The following is a 19,877-nucleotide window of genomic DNA, read 5'->3' as shown; positions in this document are numbered from 1 at the left end:
TTAAACAATTGATAGTTAATATCAATTTATCAATAATTCCTAAAACCTATCCATCCACCTATACCACCCATCTACCCAAATGACAACTATCCTAGCGATTGAAGATGAAGCCGGAATCCGTGAAAACATTCAAGAAATTTTAGAATTAGAAGGCTTTAATGTCCTAACAGCCGAAAATGGCAAAATTGGTGTACAACTAGCACGGGAACATCATCCCGATCTAATTATTTGCGATGTGATGATGCCAGAACTCGATGGCTACGATGTGCTGATCGCACTCCGCCAAGATCCCAGCACCATCAAAATTCCGTTCATATTTCTATCGGCTAAAGCCGCTAAGGATGATTTTCGCAAAGGAATGTCGCTCGGAGCCGATGACTATCTCACCAAACCATTTACGCCCAGAGATCTGCGCGAAGCAATCTCCATTCGGCTTGAAAAACAGACCATGATGATCGCTAGATACGCTCAAGAACTCGAACGAGCGATGGGATCTTTAGTGCCAACAGCTCAACTCCAACCAGCTACTGGAATACTCACAAGTGTAGCAGCACCTTTCAAGGTGATTCAGCCTACTGGTGTTTTGGATGTGACTAACTGTAGTCAGTTGCGACAAGAGATTGTGGAAAGTGCCAATGCTGGTGTTAGTAATGTGCTGCTAGACTGTCAAAATCTCACTTTTATGGACAGTTCTGGATTAGCAGCTTTGGTATTAGCAGCTCAAAAGGTGCACGAAGTTAATAGTCAATTATCTATTTGTTCGATCGATCGACAAAATAAAATGTTGTTTGAGTTGAGCAGCATGGATGATATCTTTGAAATTTTCCCCAGCTCTAGAGAATTTTATAGTAACTATAATATTAATAATTAATGGTGATTGAGCAACTATTTGACAATAGAGTTAGATTGTAGTTTAAATTGTTTCGTCTGGTAAGTTGCCATACGTACAGATCGAGGACCAACTGAGCCAAAGCACTGCCAAACTAACCATCTCGATCGATCTGTATCAAAGTAACAAGCGGATCGCTCCAATCGGAAAAAATGCTATTATCGATGCTACTTTTCCGAAGTGCAGAATATGGAATAAAAATAAAGAGTCGCAGGTAAATGCAAACCGACGACTCTTTATGATTTGACATTACCAATAACGATCGATTCAATCGATTAATTATCAATTATTAATTAATCCTTTAGCCTTCTCTTTCAGCCAAGCTCAAGCCAGCAGCAAACTCTTCGCCGTAACCTTCTTCACCATGTTCGTTAATATCCAAGCCTTGATATTCAGCTTCAGGTTTAACCCGTAGATCCATTACTAAGCCTAGAACTTTGATGATGATAAATGTACCAGCCGCCGCGATTATATAGGTGATAATTGTTGCAACAATTTGCTTACCTAATAACTCAGGACTACCACTCACGAGTAAACCATCTGCACCAGCAGAATTTACAGCTCTAGTTGCAAAGATACCAGTCAATAAACCACCGACAGTACCACCCACACCATGAACGGGGAATGTATCGAGAGAGTCATCGAACTGTAATTTCGCTCTAAGGCTGACTGCAAAGAAGCAGCAAGTAGCCGTAATCAAACCGATGAGAATTGCACTCAAGGGAGTCACAAAACCAGCCGCAGGCGTAATTCCGACTAAGCCAGCGAGGAAACCACTCGCAATCCCTACAGCAGTAGGTTTCGTCCGCAATACCCACTCTAAAATCATCCACATTAAACCGCCAGCACAGCTAGAAACAGCGGTGGTGACGAAGGCAACAACAGCTAAACCATTAGCACCTAAAGCACTACCACCATTGAAACCAAACCAGCCGAAGAATAGTAGCCCAATTCCCAACAGCACATACGGCACATTATGTGGTGCCGCTGGTTGATTTGGATAGGTTCTCCGCGCACCAATCATCCAAGCGGCAACGACTGCCGAAACACCAGAACTAATGTGAACTACAGTACCACCAGCGAAATCTAAAGCTCCAAGGGTTGCACCGATATAACCTTTACCCCAAACCATGTGAGCCAGAGGTGAATAAATCAGTGTAGACCAAGCGATCACAAACCAGAAGTAAGCTTTGAAGCTGATCCGTTCAACAATTGCCCCAGAAATTAAGGCTGGAGTGATGATGGCAAACATCATCTGGTAAACCATGAACAATTGATGGGGAATGGTTGGTGCATAACCAACAGGATCGGGTCTATCGAAGGCAACCCCATTTAACCCAAACCAATTTAAGTTCCCAAAGATGGGATTGGTATTAACGGTGACAACATCTTTAACTGTAGCCACTGAGTCAGGCGAAAAGGCAATACTATAGCCCCAAAGTATCCAAGTTACACCGACAATAGCCATTAAGACTAGGCTCATCATCATCGTATTGAGTACGTTCCTAGAGCGGACTAAACCACCGTAGAAAAATGCCAATCCTGGAGTCATGAGCAATACTAATGCTGATGACACTAGCATCCAAGCTGTATCACCAGTATTGATCCCATCGACATCCATTGCAGGTGTTTTCACAGGATCTGCCAGAGCATTATCCATTAGCGGGCCGCTCAGAACCCACAAAGCCACTAAACACACGAGGAGAATTTTTTTGAACACTTGTTCTATCCTTTACGCCAGAGTATTTTAAATCGAGAAATCATGTATCGCGGTGGAACAATTTTGTGTTTGGAGATACAAAAATTCTGTATAACAAGATACCTTGTTCTGGACTTAGGCATTATCTATTAATACAAAATATTAACAATATCTTGATGTAGTGTAGATCTCGAAAAAAGATACAAGTTTAAGACTCTTGGCCCTCTAAATAATTGCTATACCCAACCGCTTCTAATCTGGCTTGTTTCGCTAGTACCATTTCTTTAAGGCTCTGGCGATAGGCCATAACTCGAACTAATAACATGGAATCTTGAGTGGCAAGGATTTGGATAGCTAGTAGTCCCGCATTTGTAGCATTGCCGATCGAGACTGTCGCAACAGGGATACCTGCGGGCATTTGGACGATCGAGTACAGTGAATCAATTCCCTGCAATGCTTTGGTCTGAATCGGTACGCCAATGACAGGTAATGGTGTCAGAGAGGCTACCATTCCAGGTAAATGGGCTGCTCCACCTGCTCCCGCGATAATTACTTTTAAGCCTCGTTGATGTGCTGTTTGGGCGTATTCGACCATCCGTTCTGGGGTACGATGTGCTGAGACAATCGCGACTTCATGAGGTACCTCAAATTGTGCGCAGATTTCGATCGCCGCTTTCATTGTAGGTAAATCAGAATCGCTACCCATGATGATGCCGATTAGTGGGGTTTTCATACTTCTTTTAGAGGGTAGAGGGTAAGGAGTAGGGAGTAGACTGCACCAACGCCCACTATGATATATGGAATAGGAATTAGACGCTTGCGTCCAATCTTGACCCTCTACTTTTTAATGAACTCTTAAATGAACGATTGCAAAATTATTAATGCTCAGATTCCTGGATATCAGGGATTCCAAGAGATGGTAATCCGCGATGAGAAGATTGTGGCAATTGCGGAGTCTTTGATGGTGGAGGATTTGCAGGTTTTAGATGTTGATGGGGATTGGATTTCTTTGGGTGGGGTGGATCTTCAGATTAATGGGGCGTTGGGATTAGCGTTTCCTGATGTAGAGATGGGTGATTTCGATCGATTGACAGAGATCTGTGATTTTCTCTGGCAGCAAGGTGTAGACGGATTTTTACCGACTATTGTCACTACTTCGATCGAGAATATTCATCGATCGTTAGCTGTCTTTGCTGAGTTTATTGCTCCTCAGCCTCCCAATACCGCAAAAGTCCTTGGTGTGCATCTCGAAGGGCCATTTCTCAATCCTCAAAAAAGGGGTGCCCATCCCGAAGAATATTTACTACCTTTGACTATCGATTATGCAACAATACTCCTAAGTAAATATACTGAAGTTGTCAAAGTCATCACCCTTGCCCCTGAATTAGACCCAACAGGCTCGATCGTTCCCTATCTGAGGTCTTTAGGCATTATCGTCAGCTTAGGGCACTCACAGGCGAATTTTGCCCAGGCTGAGAGGGCATTCGCTAGTGGGGCATCAATGGTAACTCATGCTTTTAATGCAATGCCAGGATTGCATCATCGCAAACCAGGGTTGTTAGGCTCGGCATTGACTCAACCGCATGTCCAATGTGGATTTATCGCCGACGGACAGCACGTTCATCCTGCGATGTTAAAGTTGCTCGTGCGATCCGGTGAATACAGCAAAGGCTTATTTCTAGTCAGCGATGCCCTATCCCCACTAGGTTTACCTGATGGTAAATATCCTTGGGATCGTCGAGAGATTGAGGTAATTAAGGGTACGGCAAGATTGCCCGATGGAACACTGTCAGGGACGACTCGATCGCTTCTAGTCGGCGTGCAGAATTTAGTTAAGTGGGGAATCTGCGATATTGGTAACGCGATCGCCTTAGCAACTACAGCACCCCGTCAGGCTTTGACTCGCAACACTCCCGATGCCTATGTGGGACAAACAGCTAGTTTACTCCGCTGGAATAGCAATCCAGTGACAGGCTTAAACTGGGCAAGAATTTAGGACATTGCTGACTTACAGAATGTTTTCCCCACATTCCCCAACCCCCCAACACCCCCATACCCCAACTTCCCCACACCCAACCCCCCTTGGCAAAACCGCCAAAAATCTTAATAATCCTTAATAGGACGTAAATTATTTTGGGGGTATGGGGATGAGTGCGATTAAATTTATCAAAGAGGACAAGGAAATCATCGTCGCGCAGGGAGCAAATCTGCGCGAGAAGGCGATTCAAAACCAAATTGATATCTACACCTTCAAAGGTAAGTTGATGAACTGTGGCGGCTACGGTCAATGTGGCATGTGTCGAGTAGAGATCGTCGAAGGGATGGAAAATCTCTCGCCTAGAACTGATGTTGAGAATCGTAAATTGGCGAAAAAACCTGATAATTATCGCCTAGCTTGTCAAACCCTGGTGAATGGACCAGTATGTGTAAACACTAGGCCGTAGTCTCGTTTGTTAAGGAATTATTAGATCCCAGTTCGACCATCTGGGGATCGCCTATAGTGTCTAAGAGGTATGGGCACTGAAGTCTAAGAACTGAAAATAAAGTGTCAAAGCTATACACCATCGATTCAACCTGCATTGGCCGCGCCTATGCCTAACAGCAGGCTTACGCCAAGCCGCGAACGAAGCACAATGGCCACCATAATTTTGAGATTAACTGGCTCCTAGTCTCGATTGGGGAGCCGCTACACCAAAGATCCAGCGTCGCGCTAGCAAATCGCGAATAATTCTTCAGATTCTAGACCTATTAACAACCCGATCTCCAAGTGTGACTGAACTATATTAACTAATCTATTGGGCAAACCCCGATTTAACTGCCTATGTCTAACTTTCCTTGGCTGACAGCGATTATTTTATTTCCTATTCTCGCTTCCCTGGCGATTCCGATTATCCCAGATAAAAATGGGCGGACAGTTCGCTGGTACGCTCTGATCGTCGGACTAATCGATTTTGTCCTAATTGTTTATACATTTGCTAATCACTATGATATTCATACCGACCAGTTACAATTGGTCGAAAGTTATACTTGGATTCCCCAACTAGATTTGAAATGGTCGGTGGGAGTTGATGGGATTTCGATGCCGCTAGTATTACTCACAGGCTTTGTGACTACCCTAGCAATTTTAGCAGCTTGGCCTGTCACCTTTAAACCCAAATTGTTTTACTTCTTAATGTTGGTAATGTACGGCGGACAGATTGCCGTCTTTACCGTTCAGGATATGTTGTTATTTTTCCTGGTCTGGGAACTAGAACTATTACCTGTTTATCTATTCCTGGCAATCTGGGGCGGTAAGAAGCGATTGTACGCTTCGACTAAATTTATCCTTTATACTGCTGGCGGTTCCTTATTTATTCTGGTAGCTGCCTTAGCGATGGGATTTTATGGCGACACGATTACCTTCGATATGCGGGCATTGGCAGCGAAGGACTATACCCACAATTTCCAGCTATTCATGTATGCGGGATTATTGATTGCCTATGGGGTAAAACTACCGATTATCCCTCTCCATACCTGGCTCCCCGATGCACATGGAGAAGCAACCGCACCCGTACACATGTTGCTAGCAGGGGTATTGCTGAAGATGGGTGGTTATGCCCTGATTCGGATGAATGCAGGCATGTTACCTGAAGCCCACGCTACGTTTGCGCCACTGCTGATCGTATTAGGGGTGGTAAATATTGTCTACGCTGCATTAACGTCTTTTGCCCAGCGAAATCTCAAGCGGAAGATTGCTTATTCTTCAATTTCGCACATGGGATTTGTTCTGATTGGGATTGCTTCCTTTACCGATTTAGGGATGAGTGGTGCAGTCTTGCAAATGGTTTCCCACGGCCTAATTGGGGCGAGTTTATTCTTCTTGGTGGGAGCTACTTACGATCGCACTCACACACTCATGCTAGATGAGATGGGTGGTGTTGGTCAAAAAATGAAAAAGATCTTTGCGATGTTTGTGGCTTGCTCGATGGCTTCCCTTGCATTACCAGGGATGAGCGGCTTCGTTGCCGAACTAATGGTATTTGTCGGCTTTGCCACTAGCGATGCTTACAATCTCCAGTTTAAGGTCATCATGGTCTTAATTGCCGCGATCGGTGTCGTCCTGACCCCGATTTATCTGCTCTCGATGTTGCGGGAAATCTTCTATGGTGAAGAAAATAAAAAATTAGTCGAACATGAAGAATTGGTCGATGCTGAACCCAGAGAGGTATTTATTATCGCCTGTCTCCTGGTACCGATCATCGGTGTTGGGTTCTATCCTAAGCTCCTAACTCAAATTTATGATACGACAACCACCGCACTAACAGCGCATCTGCGGGAATCCGTACCGACGATCGCCCACAAACAGTCTAACCCAGTTGCATTAGGGGCTGTTGTCCAAGCACCAAAAATCACTGATTGATTTCGATCTACCATCGTTACTACGGTAAACCCATCTTCAAGTTGGCTTGATGTTCTCACTAACTTGGCCGTTGATTACTAACTCCGAAAAGCTCTCATAAATTATGAGAGCTTTTTAATATACAGATCGTGTATTCATGATATAATTCTGTACTTGTACATTCGACTGGCGGGATGTAGCGCAGCTTGGTAGCGCACTGCTTTCGGGAAGCAGGGGTCGGAGGTTCAAATCCTCTCATCCCGACTCAGGGGAAAACAATACTAGAAAAGGGTTTCGGCAAGGTCTTTAGGCTTTGTTGGAACTCTTTTCGTTTGTCTTATTGACAATGAAAGGGTGGTTAGGGGTGTTTAGACATGACACTTTTACCCTGTTTTTTACCCTGCTATGAAAGTAACGATCGAGAACCTTGAAGGTAGACTCAGACTGCGATGGACTTGTCCAGAGACAGGCAAGCGAAAGAATTTAGCATTAGGGCTGAGTGATGGTATCAGCGGACGCGGTGAAGCGGCAAGGGTCAAGGCGTGGATCGAAACCGATGCTCAACACGGTTACTACGATTCGACCCTAACCAAATATTTGCCACCAAAGAAACGACAGCATGTAATGGGGATTACCACAGTCGAGTTATTCGATCGCTTCACCCAGTACCAACAGAAGCATGAAGGACTGAGCAAAGCTTCGATCGAGACTCGCTACAAGTATCTGAAGGTGATGCTAGAGAAGCATCTGAATATTCGGGCGGCTGATGTTGATCGAGGTGCGATCGATGGGTTTGGTATGCCGAAAAATCAAGCCTGATACCGCCAAACAACGAATTTGGCTACTTAAAGCCGCTTGGGATTGGGGGCGGGATAAGTTTCAATTACCCGATTTAAACCCGTGGGAAGGCGTAGCAGAGAGGTTTAAGTCCGTTCCCGTCCAACCCGTTCCTGCATTCTCCACAGATGAAGTTAAGAGAATTTTAGATGGTTTTCGCAATAGTTCTCACTACGCCAACTATCTTGACTATGTGCGGTTTCGGCTGTCGATGGCGACTCGACCTCAAGAAGTCCGAGATTTAAAGTGGAAACACATATCGGCTGATTTCGGTTCGGCTTGGTTTGCCAGTAATAAGACCAAGAAGGGGCGGAATGTACCCTTAGATCCCTCGATCGCTTCAATGCTCAGTACCAGACGCGATCTCCTCAAACCAGCTTCAGATGATGAATTAGTATTCACTAGCCGCGAGGGTTTACCGATCGATAACGGTAATTTTCGACGGCTGTGGCGAATTGTCTTAGCCGAAGTTGGGGTACCTTACCGCAAGCCCTACACCACCAGAAAGACATCGGTTAGGCATTCATTACTGAGCGGTGCCAATTACATCGAAGTCGCGTCGGCGGCTGGTCATGACCCTCATACTATGCACAAATACTATGGGGATGCCATTCAGCAGAATAGCGTTCTAAGGGCGTTTGAATAGTAAAATACCCAGAGTTAATTTAGTAGATTAGCTCTGGGTCAAATTCCATTTGTTAATTAACATTATGAACCAAACTAAGCTTAATGATTTCGATCTGTTTATAAGCAAATTTAAGGATGAGCGCGGATTGATTATAGCTACAGACATCAGTAAAAAGAATATTGCGAGATCTGAGACTCCACAATACAGAAGAGATCTACTATGGATGGCTGTTGAACAAGGACTTGCACAGAGCAACAAAAAACATCCAACCGATAACAAATACGGAATTTCTTTCAACGATAAAAACAGAGTGAGAGTGATTGTTAAAAAAACTTTCGACCCTTCTGCGTTAGACCCCGTAAATTTTATTGACTTACCACCACATAGCTTAAAAAAAGGCTTAAATATCAAAGAAATAGAAAACTGGAATGCTCACCAGGTATATTGGCTAAGTGTTTACCAACTGTTGTGCGGCTTTCAGATCGAAGAAAAGATAAATCTCGAACTATTACCCGCATGGTATTACCCCGATTTAAAAGGGGAAATATCACTCATAGCAAGAAAGCTGATTGTTATTTACAAGATATTAAAGCTTGGATGGAGTGAGATAGAAAAACATTTTCCATTAGGAAGGTGTGGACACAATGTTATGTTTCAGAAAATATTACAGGCTAAATCTGCCCATCTTTTAAAAAATTTTAGTATCAAAATAGTTGACAGACCTCGCACTCAACTCGATTACGTGCATGAGCTACGTGACATGAAAGCAGAATTGACCGAGAGCGATCGTCAGATACTTATCCGCAAGTTTTTCGGCAATAATTTTGATATATCTAGGCAAATATACCTTGAATCAGAAAATATATTTGGTAACGATATGTTTGTTAAATACATGTTTGGGTCTACTCAAAATAGTGACATTAAAAAACTCTTAGTTGAACTGGACAAACTAGGGGAGGACGTAAAAACATCAGCCATAAAAACTCTCAGGCGTATGACTGATAAAAACAGAACTAGTAACTTCGAGGAAAAGAGGCTTAAACATTTATCTAAAACGCTCGATCCCGATTCGATCGAATTTTTAGAGATCGATCGATACATTAGAACGCTTGGAAGTGAGTCTTAGTGCGCCCTCGTATATTTTTATGAAAAACTGTACATTCCCAGATACACGAAAGAAAAGTAAAGTGAGGTCAACACCGCTAAACCCCTTGCTGGTGTTGTCTTTCCGCCCCCAAAGCTACCAAAACTTTTTTATGACCACAAGAGTTAAACGTCCCCCGATCCAATGGGCATTTATCCCCAGCGGTGAAATGTGCCTTCAACTGGGAGTATCAGCGGATACTCTCAAAGATTGGCGCGTCGCTGGAGTTCTAAAAAAAGGACTGTACTGGACTACTTTCCCTCACATCCCCAGTCGCATTTTTTGGAACCGCGACCTAGTTAGGGACTGGTTTGTAAATGCCAATTCACCAGCCCACCAACGCGCGATCGAACGTTATCTCGTATCGCTCCCTAGTTCTGATGAGTACAAACCTACAGTTTCCTAGACACAAAAAATCGCCCCAAAGCGATAAAGCCTAGAACGAAAACATTAAAAACTTACTTTCACTCTATGCGTAATCTACCTGAAATGGTTAGTTCGGGAGTACTCCCCCGCCCAATGTCGATCCTACAAAAACACAAGGACTAGAACGCCCTTTCTACATGCGTTCCAGCTCTGAAAAATGAAGCAAAACATTTTAAATTTACCATGAATACCCCAGTATCTAATCTCATTGACGGACTATCTAATATCCTATCGACTTGGTGTTTAACCCCACTAGGGAAGGAAGATCGCACCACTGGACTAACCAACCCAAAAGCCCCCTACCTGAGCAAATGGGAGAAAACCGATGTAACCTTAGACGAAATCGAATCAGCCATCCTGAAAGGACAGGCGACAGGCTATGGTCTGAGATTGGGAGAACCGAGCGGCTATGTGATGGCGATCGACTTCGATGGTCAATCAGCGATCGATATGGCATCAAAACTATTCGGAGAGTTACCTACAACAGTCACATGGTCATCGGGCACACTAGGGCGATATCAGGCTCTATTCTCTGTTCCTGAAGAGTTAAAGCAGTTATTTAAGACCAAGAAGGTCGAAACCAAGCCCAAAGATGGCGAGAACAAGGCTGAGGCATTGGAATTTCGCTATACCAACAGTCAATCGGTGTTACCACCCTCAGCACACCCTGATACAGATGGATATTATTGGATTAATAATCCGATCGATACTCCAGTTGCACAGTTACCCCAAAATGTTAGTGATTATTGGTTAGAACTGCTCAAACCCAAGTTAAGTAAGAAGTTTAAGCCAAATTCTAAAACAACAGTACTTCGCACCATACCAAAAAAGGGGTATGAGGTTCACGGCGAAAGTATCCCACTTGAGAATTGTCTAGCTGTGGTCAACCGCGAAGCACTCGATGGAGTGGGTGATGGCGATCGACATAACAGGGCGATTGCTCTCGCTTTCGACCTTATTGGGTCAGCAAACTATCTGGAATCGATCGGGCACCCCTACACTGGGGAGCCTCGTTATATTTTTGACCGTTATTGTCGTAATTGTTCTCCACCCTTGGGGTCAACCCCAGATGATAACCCCCCCGATACAATTTGGGAATCTGCACAGAAAGGGAACCCCACACCTTCCTGTACAAATGAGGGTGTTGACAATATTCTAAAAGCCTGGAACAAAAAGGCTAAAAAAGATAAAAGTGCTACCCCAACCGAGCAGAAGGAAAGGGAATCTGCTAGTGGCAAACTGTTAGAAATTGCCAAAACAGCTACTTACTTCCATACCTCAGACAAGATAGCCTACGCTGATGTCTCGATCGATGGCAACCGACACACCTATTCTGTTCGCTCCAAGGCTTTCAGACTATGGCTATCTGGTGAATATCTCGATCGCACTGAGAAAGGAATCGGATCGCAGACACTTCAAGATACACTCTCGACCTTAGAAGCGATCGCCATTTTCCGAGGTGAAACCCGCGAGGTTCATCTAAGAACAGCCGAATACCAAGGGAAAATTTATCTCGACTTGGGTACTGATGACTGGAAAACGATCGAAGTCGATTCATCTGGTTGGCGGTTGTTATCCGACCCGCCTGTTCGGTTTTGGCGACCCGATTCGCTACTACCCCTACCCATTCCGATTACTGGTGGGAATCTCGATGAGTTGAAGGATTTGCTCAATGTGGATGGTTCATCATGGACGCTAATCGTCACATTCCTACTCTTCTGTTTCTGTCCCGATAAAACATACCCCGTACTGGTTCTATCCGCCCACAGGGGGAGCGGGAAAACAGCAGCAGCAGAAATCATCAAAGGGCTAATCGATCCTGGTAAGGCGGCTCTAATCAAGCTTCAGAACGACACCCATAAGTTAGCTGTAGCAGCTACCCGCCGTCATCTGATGGTCTATGACAACGTAAGCCATATTAGCCCCGACCAATCCGATGACTTATGCCGAATTGCGACGGGATTCGGTTTCAGCACTCGGACTCTGCACACCACCGATGAGGAAACTACCTTCGAGTTAACCCGACCCCAAATCATTACCGCGAAGCTTGCGCGCCGTCTTCGGCGGTCGATGCCCTGGTGACACGCGACGATTTAGCCGAACGCGAAGCGCGCCACCAAGGCGGTCGAGTCCTAATGGCTCAACTGCCAGAAATCCCAGCCGAGAAGCGACTACCCCAGGGCGAACTTAATGCCAAGGTCGAAGCAGCCAGACCGAGAATTCTAGGGGCATTGTTAACCGCTCTCAGTCAAACATTAGCCCAACCGCGTCCCAACCCCGAAACACTTCCTCGAATGGCTGATTATGCTCTGTTCGCGATCGCCTCTGAGAAAGCATTAGGACTGAAAAAGGGTGAGTTTATGGCAACCTTCGATAAAAGCCGCGAACAGTCCAGACAGATAGTGATCGAGTCCTCACCTGTTGGTGAAGCAATCGTCCGGTTGATGGAGAAAACGTCGCTAGTCTGGAAGGGTACAGCTTCTAACTTACTGACTGCTCTAGAAAAGTGTACAGATGGAGCCACTTATCGATCTCGCTACTTCCCGAAAGCTTCTAATAGCCTCAGCCGTCAACTGACTCGATTAGCACCCGATCTCAAAGCCTTGGGGATAGAAGTAGGATATTTCCGAGAAGGGCAAGATCGAAACAGACTTATCTGCTTGGAGAAAGTTGTAAAAATATCGTCCATATCGTCCATACCGTCCGCCAATGATACTAAAGCCAGTCAGGACAAGGGTTTAAACGCGGACGATATTATGGACGATACACGGACGATATCTAATGTTACAGACGATATAGCGGACGATATTACAAATACGGACGATACACGGACGATATCACATTCACATATCGTCCATGCTGAAAGTACACCAGATCAAGGTTTTTAGGCTTTAGCGGACGATAAGGACGATAAAAAATCAATATTGTCTAAAGAGTCTAACAAAGTCAATAATTCGATCGACATACCGGAGGCGACAGATGATGAATTCTAAATTGCTAATCGGATCTGTTGTCTACGGGGCGGCTGGAATCGGTTAACCCCGATGAAGTTATTTAATTACATTAAACTACAATTGATTGAAACCCTCTTCCTATAAAAACCAACACTAAAAACTACAACTAAAAGGGCTAACCGCTGTATTATTAACAACTCATAAAACTACATTAAATATTCCCCACTCTACCAGATTTTTTAGATCGGCATGTGAAAAGACCCCCCTACCCTTTTTTTAACAACACACCACCCAGAAACCACAGAATCTCATCTACTTGTGTCTGTGAATTTTACATACCCACAACAAAACACCCACCCTGGACTAATTGGATCTACCAAAATGTGTCTAAGGTGCTGGGATACTCTGCTATTGAACTAACTGTGGTACAAACTAACTGGTGTGTTAGTCGATCGATTAACTAACTAACTGACTATCGGGTTAGTTGATTTGATTGTACTCCTACTGTCATCTAGTTTTGAAGTGATGATTAAGGATAGTTTGGCATAGAGGGGTTACTTAGGCTCTTCAAAGCACCACCCATTCGCGACAGAATGCTAAAAGCTTCGGCATTCCACGAATCTTTGTGGCGTAATTGGGTACGTTAAGGATGTGCTGACTGCCTGACACATCTTTAAATTGAGGGAATAATTGATGAAAGACCGAACAACCGCAATGTTACTCTGTTTTTTTCTTGGCAGTATTGGAATCCATAAATTCTATCTTGGCAAGAAGAATGACGGCATAATATATTTAGTTTTCTGTTGGACATATATCCCAGCAATCGTGGCTTTTTTTGAGTTCTTTGGTTTTTGCTTTATGTCCGATCGAGAATTCAATAGCAAATTCAACAATGGTCATAGTAGTGAAATTGAGTCAGCATCATCCTATTGGCTATCTCGCATAACTTCGATCGTCAAAGAATTCTTCTCTCAAACAGAAGTCAAAGTCAGAAGCAATGTAATTAAAAATAAATTAGATATCAATAATTGCTCTACAAATGATCTCGTTTATATTGCAGGCTTACTACCCAATCATGCCGAAAATATAGCTTTAATTAGAACTGAAGGCTATCAATTCCTTGGACTAGAAGATTTAACAGATCTTGCCGACATACCTGAAGATTATTGTCGTAAAATTGAGCCGTTAATCGCATTTACTTATTACGAAAAATTTGCCAATTTTGATGCAACTAATTGGCAACGGGCTCTCCTCCCCCGTGAGGCTTAGAGGTTAAAGTGGCGTACTGTTTGGATGAACATTGTTGTTGCTACATCTTTAAATTTGTGGGGCTTCAAGTTCGATGCTAGTGGACATATTGGAGGCTGTGGTTAAGCAGTGGGAATAAAGCTTCCCTAACCGTTGGATGTAATCCGCTATCTCAGCCGAGCGGGTTGTCTCTGGTGTCTCTACAGGGGCAGTGAATCCCATCTGTTGAGTTATTGCCGCTTGCTGAGGTGCTGTCGAGCAGTGTTCGACCAATGAGGCTTTACCTTTACTATCGAGCGCGATGCTGACCCGTTCCCCATTCCGTCGCCCCATCACTTCCATGTCCCCAGCAGGTCGCCAGATGGTGTAATTGCCCTCACTAGTAGCGACATCTAAAACTGACTTATCTCCATACTTGGTAGTCACTTGGCGGGGCATTCCGCTAACACGAGCGTCTAATAATTTCATACAATTAGCTAGTCCTTTACTTTGTGGTTTGGGATTGAGAGGCGATCGCAATTCTTTGGTCGGAGTGGCGATCGCTTTCTCATATCTATATACCAACCTCTATAGACTCTCTACATTAATGCTTCCTATATAATAATCCTCTATATGCTTATTCATGACTGATAACTTATTAATATATAGAGTCTCTAACTGTGTCTCTAGATATAGGGTAGAATATAGAGGTACTATATAAGAGGCTTCAGGATGGGGAAAAATACTAAACCTATGCTCACGGTATTGGTTGAAGGGGATAAGCTCCAACAGTTTAGAGACTATGCGCTGAGTAAGGAAGTCTCGATGGGATGGGTAGTAAATCGGCTACTCGATCGAGTGTTATCCGGTGAACTTGATGTAATGGGAGATACAGCCTCTATAGGAATAAATAGGGAGTACATAGAAAATGTCTCTACAGGACTAACTAGAGAAGATGTAGAGAGCATGATTAAATCCTCTATAGATAATCAGCTAGTAAGTAGTTATAGAGAATATACAGAGGAAATGACTAAAAGCTATATAAATAGTCTAGGTATATCCTCTATAGGCACCAATGACATAGAAGAGGTAACTAGAGCGTTTATAGAGTCATCTCTAGAGCCAATTAAGGCATCGGTATCGAAGTTAGATGCTGATACCCAATCCCAGTTTGAAGCAGTGAGGGATGATATAGAGAAATTAACTAGAGCATCTACCCCCACCCTTCCCCACAAAGAGAAACCCAATGTTGATGGTGATACGAAAACTTGGGGGGAGTTCTTTAAGATGGTTGGGATTGAAGCTTTAACGGCTGTTGAGGCTCAGAAGAAGGAAAACATCGATATTCGTACCCAACAGATAGAGCGTGGGCTTAAAGCGGCAACAGCCCAGGGATTAGGTGAATGGGCAGTGAAGAGAGCGGGGCGCGACTTTGTGAGAGTTGAGGAACTAAACCAAGCTTGACAGTATACTCTCCATATGAGAGTATAGAGGAAAGGAATCGCTAACCATGCACCTAATCACGATCCGCAATCTCCGCCAAGATGCCGCACCATACCCCGATGTACAGAAACAGCTAAATGATTGGAACGACATTGTTAAGGGTGCCGCGTGGCAAAGTTTAATCGATGTTCAGACCATCTATAGAGATGCTGAGGCGGTGGGTAACTTCACGGTTTTCAACATTAAGGGGAATAAGTACCGCTTGATAGTATCGATCGACTATCAAGCCCAGCTAATCTACTACAAATATTTTCTAACTCACGCCGAATACGATAAAGAGAATTGGAAAAATGACGACTACTATTGATAAGAAAAAATATCTAGAACTTTTGGATACAGCCGACATCATCCCCAAGACGATCGAGACTGAAGACGAATACGATCGGTTTCTAGCTGTAGCAGAAAAGTTAATGCACAAACGGAGCGATCGCACCCCAGAGGACACAGCACTGCTGATGTTAGTAGTGAAACTAATCGAAGATTACGAGTCGATTCACCACAATCTAGATGATTGGGGAAAATCCACACCAAATGAATTGCTACGGCACATCATGACTGTCAGTGGTACTCGCAATGTCGATCTAATTGGCATCATTGGGAGTAGCGGCGTAGTGTCTGAGGTGGTTAATGGTAAGCGTACTATCAGCCGCGAACAGGCAAAGAGCTTGGGTAAGTTCTTTAAATTATCACCAGGGTTATTTATCTGACCCGCAGTTAAATCGAATAGCCCCCACCAGTGAAGGCGAGGGCTAGATCGATCGAACGACTGTTACTAGCAGCGCGATCGAAGTAAAACAGATAACTATTACGAGGTTAACATGACTCAAGCCAGAGAACCAGACGACATCGATCGCGTTAACCGCGAATTGCGTCATTTCAACCGCAGACTAGACAGGCTGGAATATACCCAGATATCCCCTCAAGAATTTTCCAGCGTACTAGATCGGATTTACGAAGAGATCGGCAGGGCGCGATCGGAGATGAAAGCGGAATTTGTCGCGGTTAATGCCCGACTCGAATCACTCGATACCAAAATCGATATCATCATCCGTCGCCTCAGTGGAGAGGGAAATTTAGAACAGTAAACCGACTCCGAAACCACCTTTTACCCTGTTTTTTACCCTGCTCACTTATTGCGAATAGTCCAAGTGAATACCCACTAAGCAGTTGAGAGCTTTAAACTACTGCTTTCGGGAAGCAGGGGTCGGAGGTTCAAATCCTCTCATCCCGACTGAGAAAAAAATAATACTAGAAAAGGGTTCCTGCAAGTCTCAGCGACTTTGTTGGAGCCTTTTTCATTGTCTTATTGACGTTGAAAGCACTCGGTATCAACATGAGAAAATTGCAGAAAAAACGAGGATCCAGTGGCTGGTTTGACCGCCCCATAGCCAAAGCCTTAAACAGTCATTGCCATTCTCCAATTGGCTTAGTGCCCCAAGCAGTGAGCAATCTACCCACCAAGGTTTTGAGTCCAAAATAACTTTCATCTTGAACAAAAAATCGCGGAGCATAATGCTCCGCGATCTTATACGGCACTTACGGCTGTTGTAAGGTAAATTGTTTGAGTCTTAACCTGCTCACTGACTAACTGTAAGAGATTAGACTCTACCTCATAGCTACTGGAAGTGCTGTATTCTCGAAAATCGATACGATTAGAGAAGATATAAGAGGATGAATAATAGCACCCAAATTACGTCGACAAAGTGCCAATAAATTTCAGCAGCTTCGACACCGAAATGATTTTGGGTGCCATAATGTTCGGATTTTATCGATCGCCATAACACCGATAAAATCAATAGTACGCCGACAGTCACGTGCAATCCGTGAAATCCAGTCAGGACATAGAAAGTACTAGCAAACAAATTCGTCCGCAGTCCGAATTCTAAATGACTGTATTCATACAACTGTCCGCCGAGGAAAATAATCCCCATCAACGCAGTCAAACCAAACCACAATTGCAGCCCCTTAACATCATTCTTCTTAATCGCTGTGTCAGCCTGATGGATGACCAAGCTACTCGAAAGCAGAATAACGGTGTTTATGCCTGGGAGCATCAATTCAAGCTTTGGCGTGCCTGCTGGCGGCCATTCCGGTGCCATCGAACGGAAAGCTAAGTAAGCAATAAAAAGCCCTAGGAAAATCATTCCCTCTGCAACGAGAAACACGATTAGCCCAAAGATCCGAAAATCAGGATGCGCCTCATGATGGCTACCGTGGGTATCAGTTTCAATATTTATCTGCGTCTTGTCAGAAATAGATCCTTGCATAAAAATTGGGGGATAGTATGGAAAATCCCCTCCTTGGAGGGGTGTCTTGAAAAGGTGCTCCACTTGGGGGAACCCCAATACCGCACTTTTCGCTGCCCGTAGGGCGGGGTGGGTAGATCTCCGCAACCAATCAAACAATTTGCGATGGTGGGATGGTGCGTTACGGCTAACGCCTAACACACCCTACGATTCGACTAAACAGCCGTTAATTCTTTCTCTTCTTCCTCTTCACTCTCACCATAATCATAAGGCCCTGTAGTTAATACAGGTAACACCTCAAAATTCTCGATTTCTGGTGGTGAAGTTGTTTGCCAATCAAGAGTTAACGCATTCCAAGGGTTACTTCCGGCTTTCTCGCCCTTATAAGCACAGTAAATTGCATTTACCAGGAATGGTACTGTCGAAATCGCTAACACATAACTTCCATAGGTACAAACTTGATTCAAACCTTGGAATTCTGGTGCGTACATCGCAATCCGGCGTGGCATCCCTTGTAATCCAAGTACGTGCATTGGTAAGAACGTAACGTTAAAACCAATGTAAGTTAGAGCAAAGTGAATCTTACCCCAGGTATCGTTAATATGTCGCCCTGTGACTTTAGGAAACCAGTGATAAATGCCCGTATAAATACCAAATACACTCCCGCCAAACAGCACATAGTGCAAGTGGGCGACGACGAAATAAGTATCGTGAACGTGAATATCAAACGGCACCGCCGCTAACATTACGCCAGTAATTCCACCAATTACGAAGGTAGAAATAAAGCCCATCGCAAATAGCATCGGGCTATTGAGGGTAATTTTACCGCCCCACATTGTCGCTAACCAACCAAAGATTTTAATCCCAGTCGGTACCGCAATTACCATCGTGGTAATCATGAAAAACATCCGCAACCACGGCGGTGTACCGCTAGTAAACATGTGATGCGCCCAGACGATTAAGCCTAAGAAACTGATCACCATACTAGAATACGCGATCGCACCGTAACCGAAAATTGGTTTGCGACAATGGACAGGAATTACTTCGGAAATTACCCCAAAGAAGGGCAATACCATAATATATACCGCAGGGTGAGAATAGAACCAGAACATATGCTGGTAGACTACTGGTTCACCACCACCAGCCGGATTAAAAAATGCGGTTCCAGCGATTAAGTCAAAAGACAGTAAAATTAGTGCCCCAGCTAATACTGGAGTCGCAATTAACATCAACAATGATGTTGCTAACATTGCCCAACAGAACAAGGGCATTTGCATCATTGACATACTCGGAATTCGCATCTTCAAGATTGTGGTAAAAAAATTAATTCCTCCTAAAATTGAAGAAGTTCCGAGTAATAATAAACTCATAATCCAGATCCCTTCACCCACTTTACCTGTGAGCAAACTGAGTGGTGGATATGAAGTCCAGCCAGATTGAGCTGGACCTAGAAAGAAGCTAGCCATCAGCATTAATCCAGTCGGTGGAATAATCCAAAATGCCACAGCATTAAGTTTAGGAAATGCCATATCTCTAGCCCCAATCATCAGGGGCAAAAGATAGTTAGCAAATGCACCTGTTCCCGCAGGTACGATCCACAGGAAGATCATAATTGTACCGTGCATGGTGAACATACTATTGTATGTACTCGGATCGACAAGATCGGCATCGGGAGTTGCTAGTTCTGTCCGAATTGCTTCGGCTAATAAACCACCAATAATATAGAAGATAAATCCAGTCACAAAGTACTGAATCCCAATCACTTTATGATCGGTACTAAATGTAAAATAATCTTTCCAGGTGCGATGATGAATAACGACATCATCCTCCTTCACTTGGGTTGGAATTGTTAATTCTGCTGTCATCTTTTAGGGTATAGGAATTAGGGATAGGGATTAGTGCTTAGTCTGATGTGGTTTTACCCCCAACCCCCTTGCAAAGGGGGC

20 protein-coding genes and 1 tRNA gene are annotated in these 19,877 nt (G+C 44.1%); 16 read left to right on the top strand and 5 right to left on the bottom strand.

Annotated features, from left to right (window positions below; all coding sequences use genetic code 11):
* Nucleotides 1-79: 79 nt before the first annotated feature.
* Nucleotides 80-871: an anti-sigma factor antagonist gene (locus RMO55_RS17455; protein ID WP_310428614.1), complete on the top strand. Its 792-nt coding sequence runs from the start codon at nt 80-82 to the stop codon at nt 869-871.
* A gap of 319 nt (nt 872-1,190) precedes the next feature.
* Here RMO55_RS17455 and RMO55_RS17450 read toward each other — a convergent pair whose 3' ends face one another.
* Both RMO55_RS17450 and purE read right to left on the bottom strand, forming a co-directional pair.
* The gene (locus RMO55_RS17450; protein ID WP_310428612.1) at nt 1,191-2,549 is read right to left on the bottom strand and encodes an ammonium transporter; all 1,359 of its coding nucleotides are present in this window, start codon (nt 2,547-2,549) and stop codon (nt 1,191-1,193) included.
* Nucleotides 2,550-2,796: 247 nt separating this feature from the next.
* The gene (gene purE / locus RMO55_RS17445; RefSeq protein ID WP_310428610.1) at nt 2,797-3,321 is read right to left on the bottom strand and encodes a 5-(carboxyamino)imidazole ribonucleotide mutase; all 525 of its coding nucleotides are present in this window, start codon (nt 3,319-3,321) and stop codon (nt 2,797-2,799) included.
* Between the two features lie 126 nt (nt 3,322-3,447).
* Between purE and nagA the strand changes: the two genes are divergently transcribed.
* From nagA to RMO55_RS17390, 11 genes are all read left to right on the top strand, one after another.
* Nucleotides 3,448-4,584 (top strand): N-acetylglucosamine-6-phosphate deacetylase, encoded by a 1,137-nt coding sequence (gene nagA, locus RMO55_RS17440; RefSeq protein ID WP_310428607.1) that lies wholly within the window; start codon nt 3,448-3,450, stop codon nt 4,582-4,584.
* A gap of 151 nt (nt 4,585-4,735) precedes the next feature.
* Nucleotides 4,736-5,032: a 2Fe-2S iron-sulfur cluster-binding protein gene (locus tag RMO55_RS17435; protein ID WP_310428605.1), complete on the top strand. Its 297-nt coding sequence runs from the start codon at nt 4,736-4,738 to the stop codon at nt 5,030-5,032.
* A 377-nt stretch (nt 5,033-5,409) separates the two neighbouring features.
* Nucleotides 5,410-6,987, top strand: a complete 1,578-nt coding sequence (locus tag RMO55_RS17430; RefSeq protein ID WP_310428603.1) for an NAD(P)H-quinone oxidoreductase subunit 4 — start codon at nt 5,410-5,412, stop codon at nt 6,985-6,987.
* Between the two features lie 169 nt (nt 6,988-7,156).
* Nucleotides 7,157-7,230, top strand: a tRNA-Pro gene (locus tag RMO55_RS17425).
* 141 nt (nt 7,231-7,371) lie between these two features.
* Nucleotides 7,372-7,785 carry a hypothetical protein gene (locus RMO55_RS17420; RefSeq protein ID WP_310428601.1) on the top strand — a complete coding sequence of 138 codons (414 nt, stop codon included), beginning with the start codon at nt 7,372-7,374 and terminating at the stop codon, nt 7,783-7,785.
* Nucleotides 7,733-8,449 (top strand): tyrosine-type recombinase/integrase, encoded by a 717-nt coding sequence (locus tag RMO55_RS17415; protein WP_310428599.1) that lies wholly within the window; start codon nt 7,733-7,735, stop codon nt 8,447-8,449. Before RMO55_RS17420 ends, RMO55_RS17415 begins: the two co-directional genes overlap by 53 nt.
* Nucleotides 8,450-8,513: 64 nt before the next feature.
* Nucleotides 8,514-9,557 carry a hypothetical protein gene (locus RMO55_RS17410; protein WP_310428597.1) on the top strand — a complete coding sequence of 348 codons (1,044 nt, stop codon included), beginning with the start codon at nt 8,514-8,516 and terminating at the stop codon, nt 9,555-9,557.
* A 130-nt stretch (nt 9,558-9,687) separates the two neighbouring features.
* Entirely contained in the window at nt 9,688-9,981 is a 294-nt protein-coding gene (locus RMO55_RS17405) for a hypothetical protein (protein WP_310428595.1), read from the top strand.
* Between the two features lie 203 nt (nt 9,982-10,184).
* Nucleotides 10,185-12,083, top strand: a complete 1,899-nt coding sequence (locus RMO55_RS17400) for a bifunctional DNA primase/polymerase (protein ID WP_310428593.1) — start codon at nt 10,185-10,187, stop codon at nt 12,081-12,083.
* Entirely contained in the window at nt 12,080-12,889 is an 810-nt protein-coding gene (locus tag RMO55_RS17395) for a hypothetical protein (RefSeq protein ID WP_310428591.1), read from the top strand. The genes RMO55_RS17400 and RMO55_RS17395 overlap by 4 nt, the downstream gene beginning before the upstream one ends.
* A 759-nt stretch (nt 12,890-13,648) precedes the next feature.
* Entirely contained in the window at nt 13,649-14,224 is a 576-nt protein-coding gene (locus RMO55_RS17390; RefSeq protein WP_310428589.1) for an NINE protein, read from the top strand.
* A 48-nt stretch (nt 14,225-14,272) separates the two neighbouring features.
* Here the strand turns inward: RMO55_RS17390 and RMO55_RS17385 are convergent, their stop codons facing one another.
* Nucleotides 14,273-14,767, bottom strand: a complete 495-nt coding sequence (locus tag RMO55_RS17385) for a hypothetical protein (RefSeq protein ID WP_310428587.1) — start codon at nt 14,765-14,767, stop codon at nt 14,273-14,275.
* Nucleotides 14,768-14,935: 168 nt separating this feature from the next.
* Here RMO55_RS17385 and RMO55_RS17380 point away from each other — a divergent pair, with 168 nt between their 5' ends.
* The 4 genes from RMO55_RS17380 (at nt 14,936) to RMO55_RS17365 (ending at nt 16,770) form a co-directional block, all read left to right on the top strand.
* Nucleotides 14,936-15,646 carry a hypothetical protein gene (locus RMO55_RS17380; RefSeq protein WP_310428585.1) on the top strand — a complete coding sequence of 237 codons (711 nt, stop codon included), beginning with the start codon at nt 14,936-14,938 and terminating at the stop codon, nt 15,644-15,646.
* Nucleotides 15,647-15,692: 46 nt separating this feature from the next.
* Entirely contained in the window at nt 15,693-15,992 is a 300-nt protein-coding gene (locus RMO55_RS17375; RefSeq protein ID WP_310428584.1) for a type II toxin-antitoxin system HigB family toxin, read from the top strand.
* Nucleotides 15,976-16,392 carry a transcriptional regulator gene (locus RMO55_RS17370; RefSeq protein WP_310428581.1) on the top strand — a complete coding sequence of 139 codons (417 nt, stop codon included), beginning with the start codon at nt 15,976-15,978 and terminating at the stop codon, nt 16,390-16,392. The genes RMO55_RS17375 and RMO55_RS17370 overlap by 17 nt, the downstream gene beginning before the upstream one ends.
* 111 nt (nt 16,393-16,503) lie before the next feature.
* Nucleotides 16,504-16,770 carry a hypothetical protein gene (locus RMO55_RS17365; RefSeq protein WP_310428579.1) on the top strand — a complete coding sequence of 89 codons (267 nt, stop codon included), beginning with the start codon at nt 16,504-16,506 and terminating at the stop codon, nt 16,768-16,770.
* Nucleotides 16,771-17,337: 567 nt separating this feature from the next.
* Here RMO55_RS17365 and RMO55_RS17360 read toward each other — a convergent pair.
* Together RMO55_RS17360 and ctaD are read right to left on the bottom strand one after the other, a co-directional pair.
* On the bottom strand, nt 17,338-17,952 hold the full coding sequence (locus RMO55_RS17360) for a heme-copper oxidase subunit III (protein ID WP_310428577.1): 615 nt from the start codon (nt 17,950-17,952) through the stop codon (nt 17,338-17,340).
* A gap of 194 nt (nt 17,953-18,146) precedes the next feature.
* Nucleotides 18,147-19,796 carry a cytochrome c oxidase subunit I gene (gene ctaD, locus RMO55_RS17355; protein ID WP_310428573.1) on the bottom strand — a complete coding sequence of 550 codons (1,650 nt, stop codon included), beginning with the start codon at nt 19,794-19,796 and terminating at the stop codon, nt 18,147-18,149.
* Nucleotides 19,797-19,877: the final 81 nt, after the last annotated feature.

Origin of the sequence: Chamaesiphon sp. VAR_48_metabat_135_sub (assembly GCF_031418915.1) — a bacterium.
Classification (GTDB): domain Bacteria; phylum Cyanobacteriota; class Cyanobacteriia; order Cyanobacteriales; family Chamaesiphonaceae; genus Chamaesiphon.
Note: the sequence above shows the minus strand (reverse complement) of the source record. Positions and strands in the feature narration are given on the sequence as shown.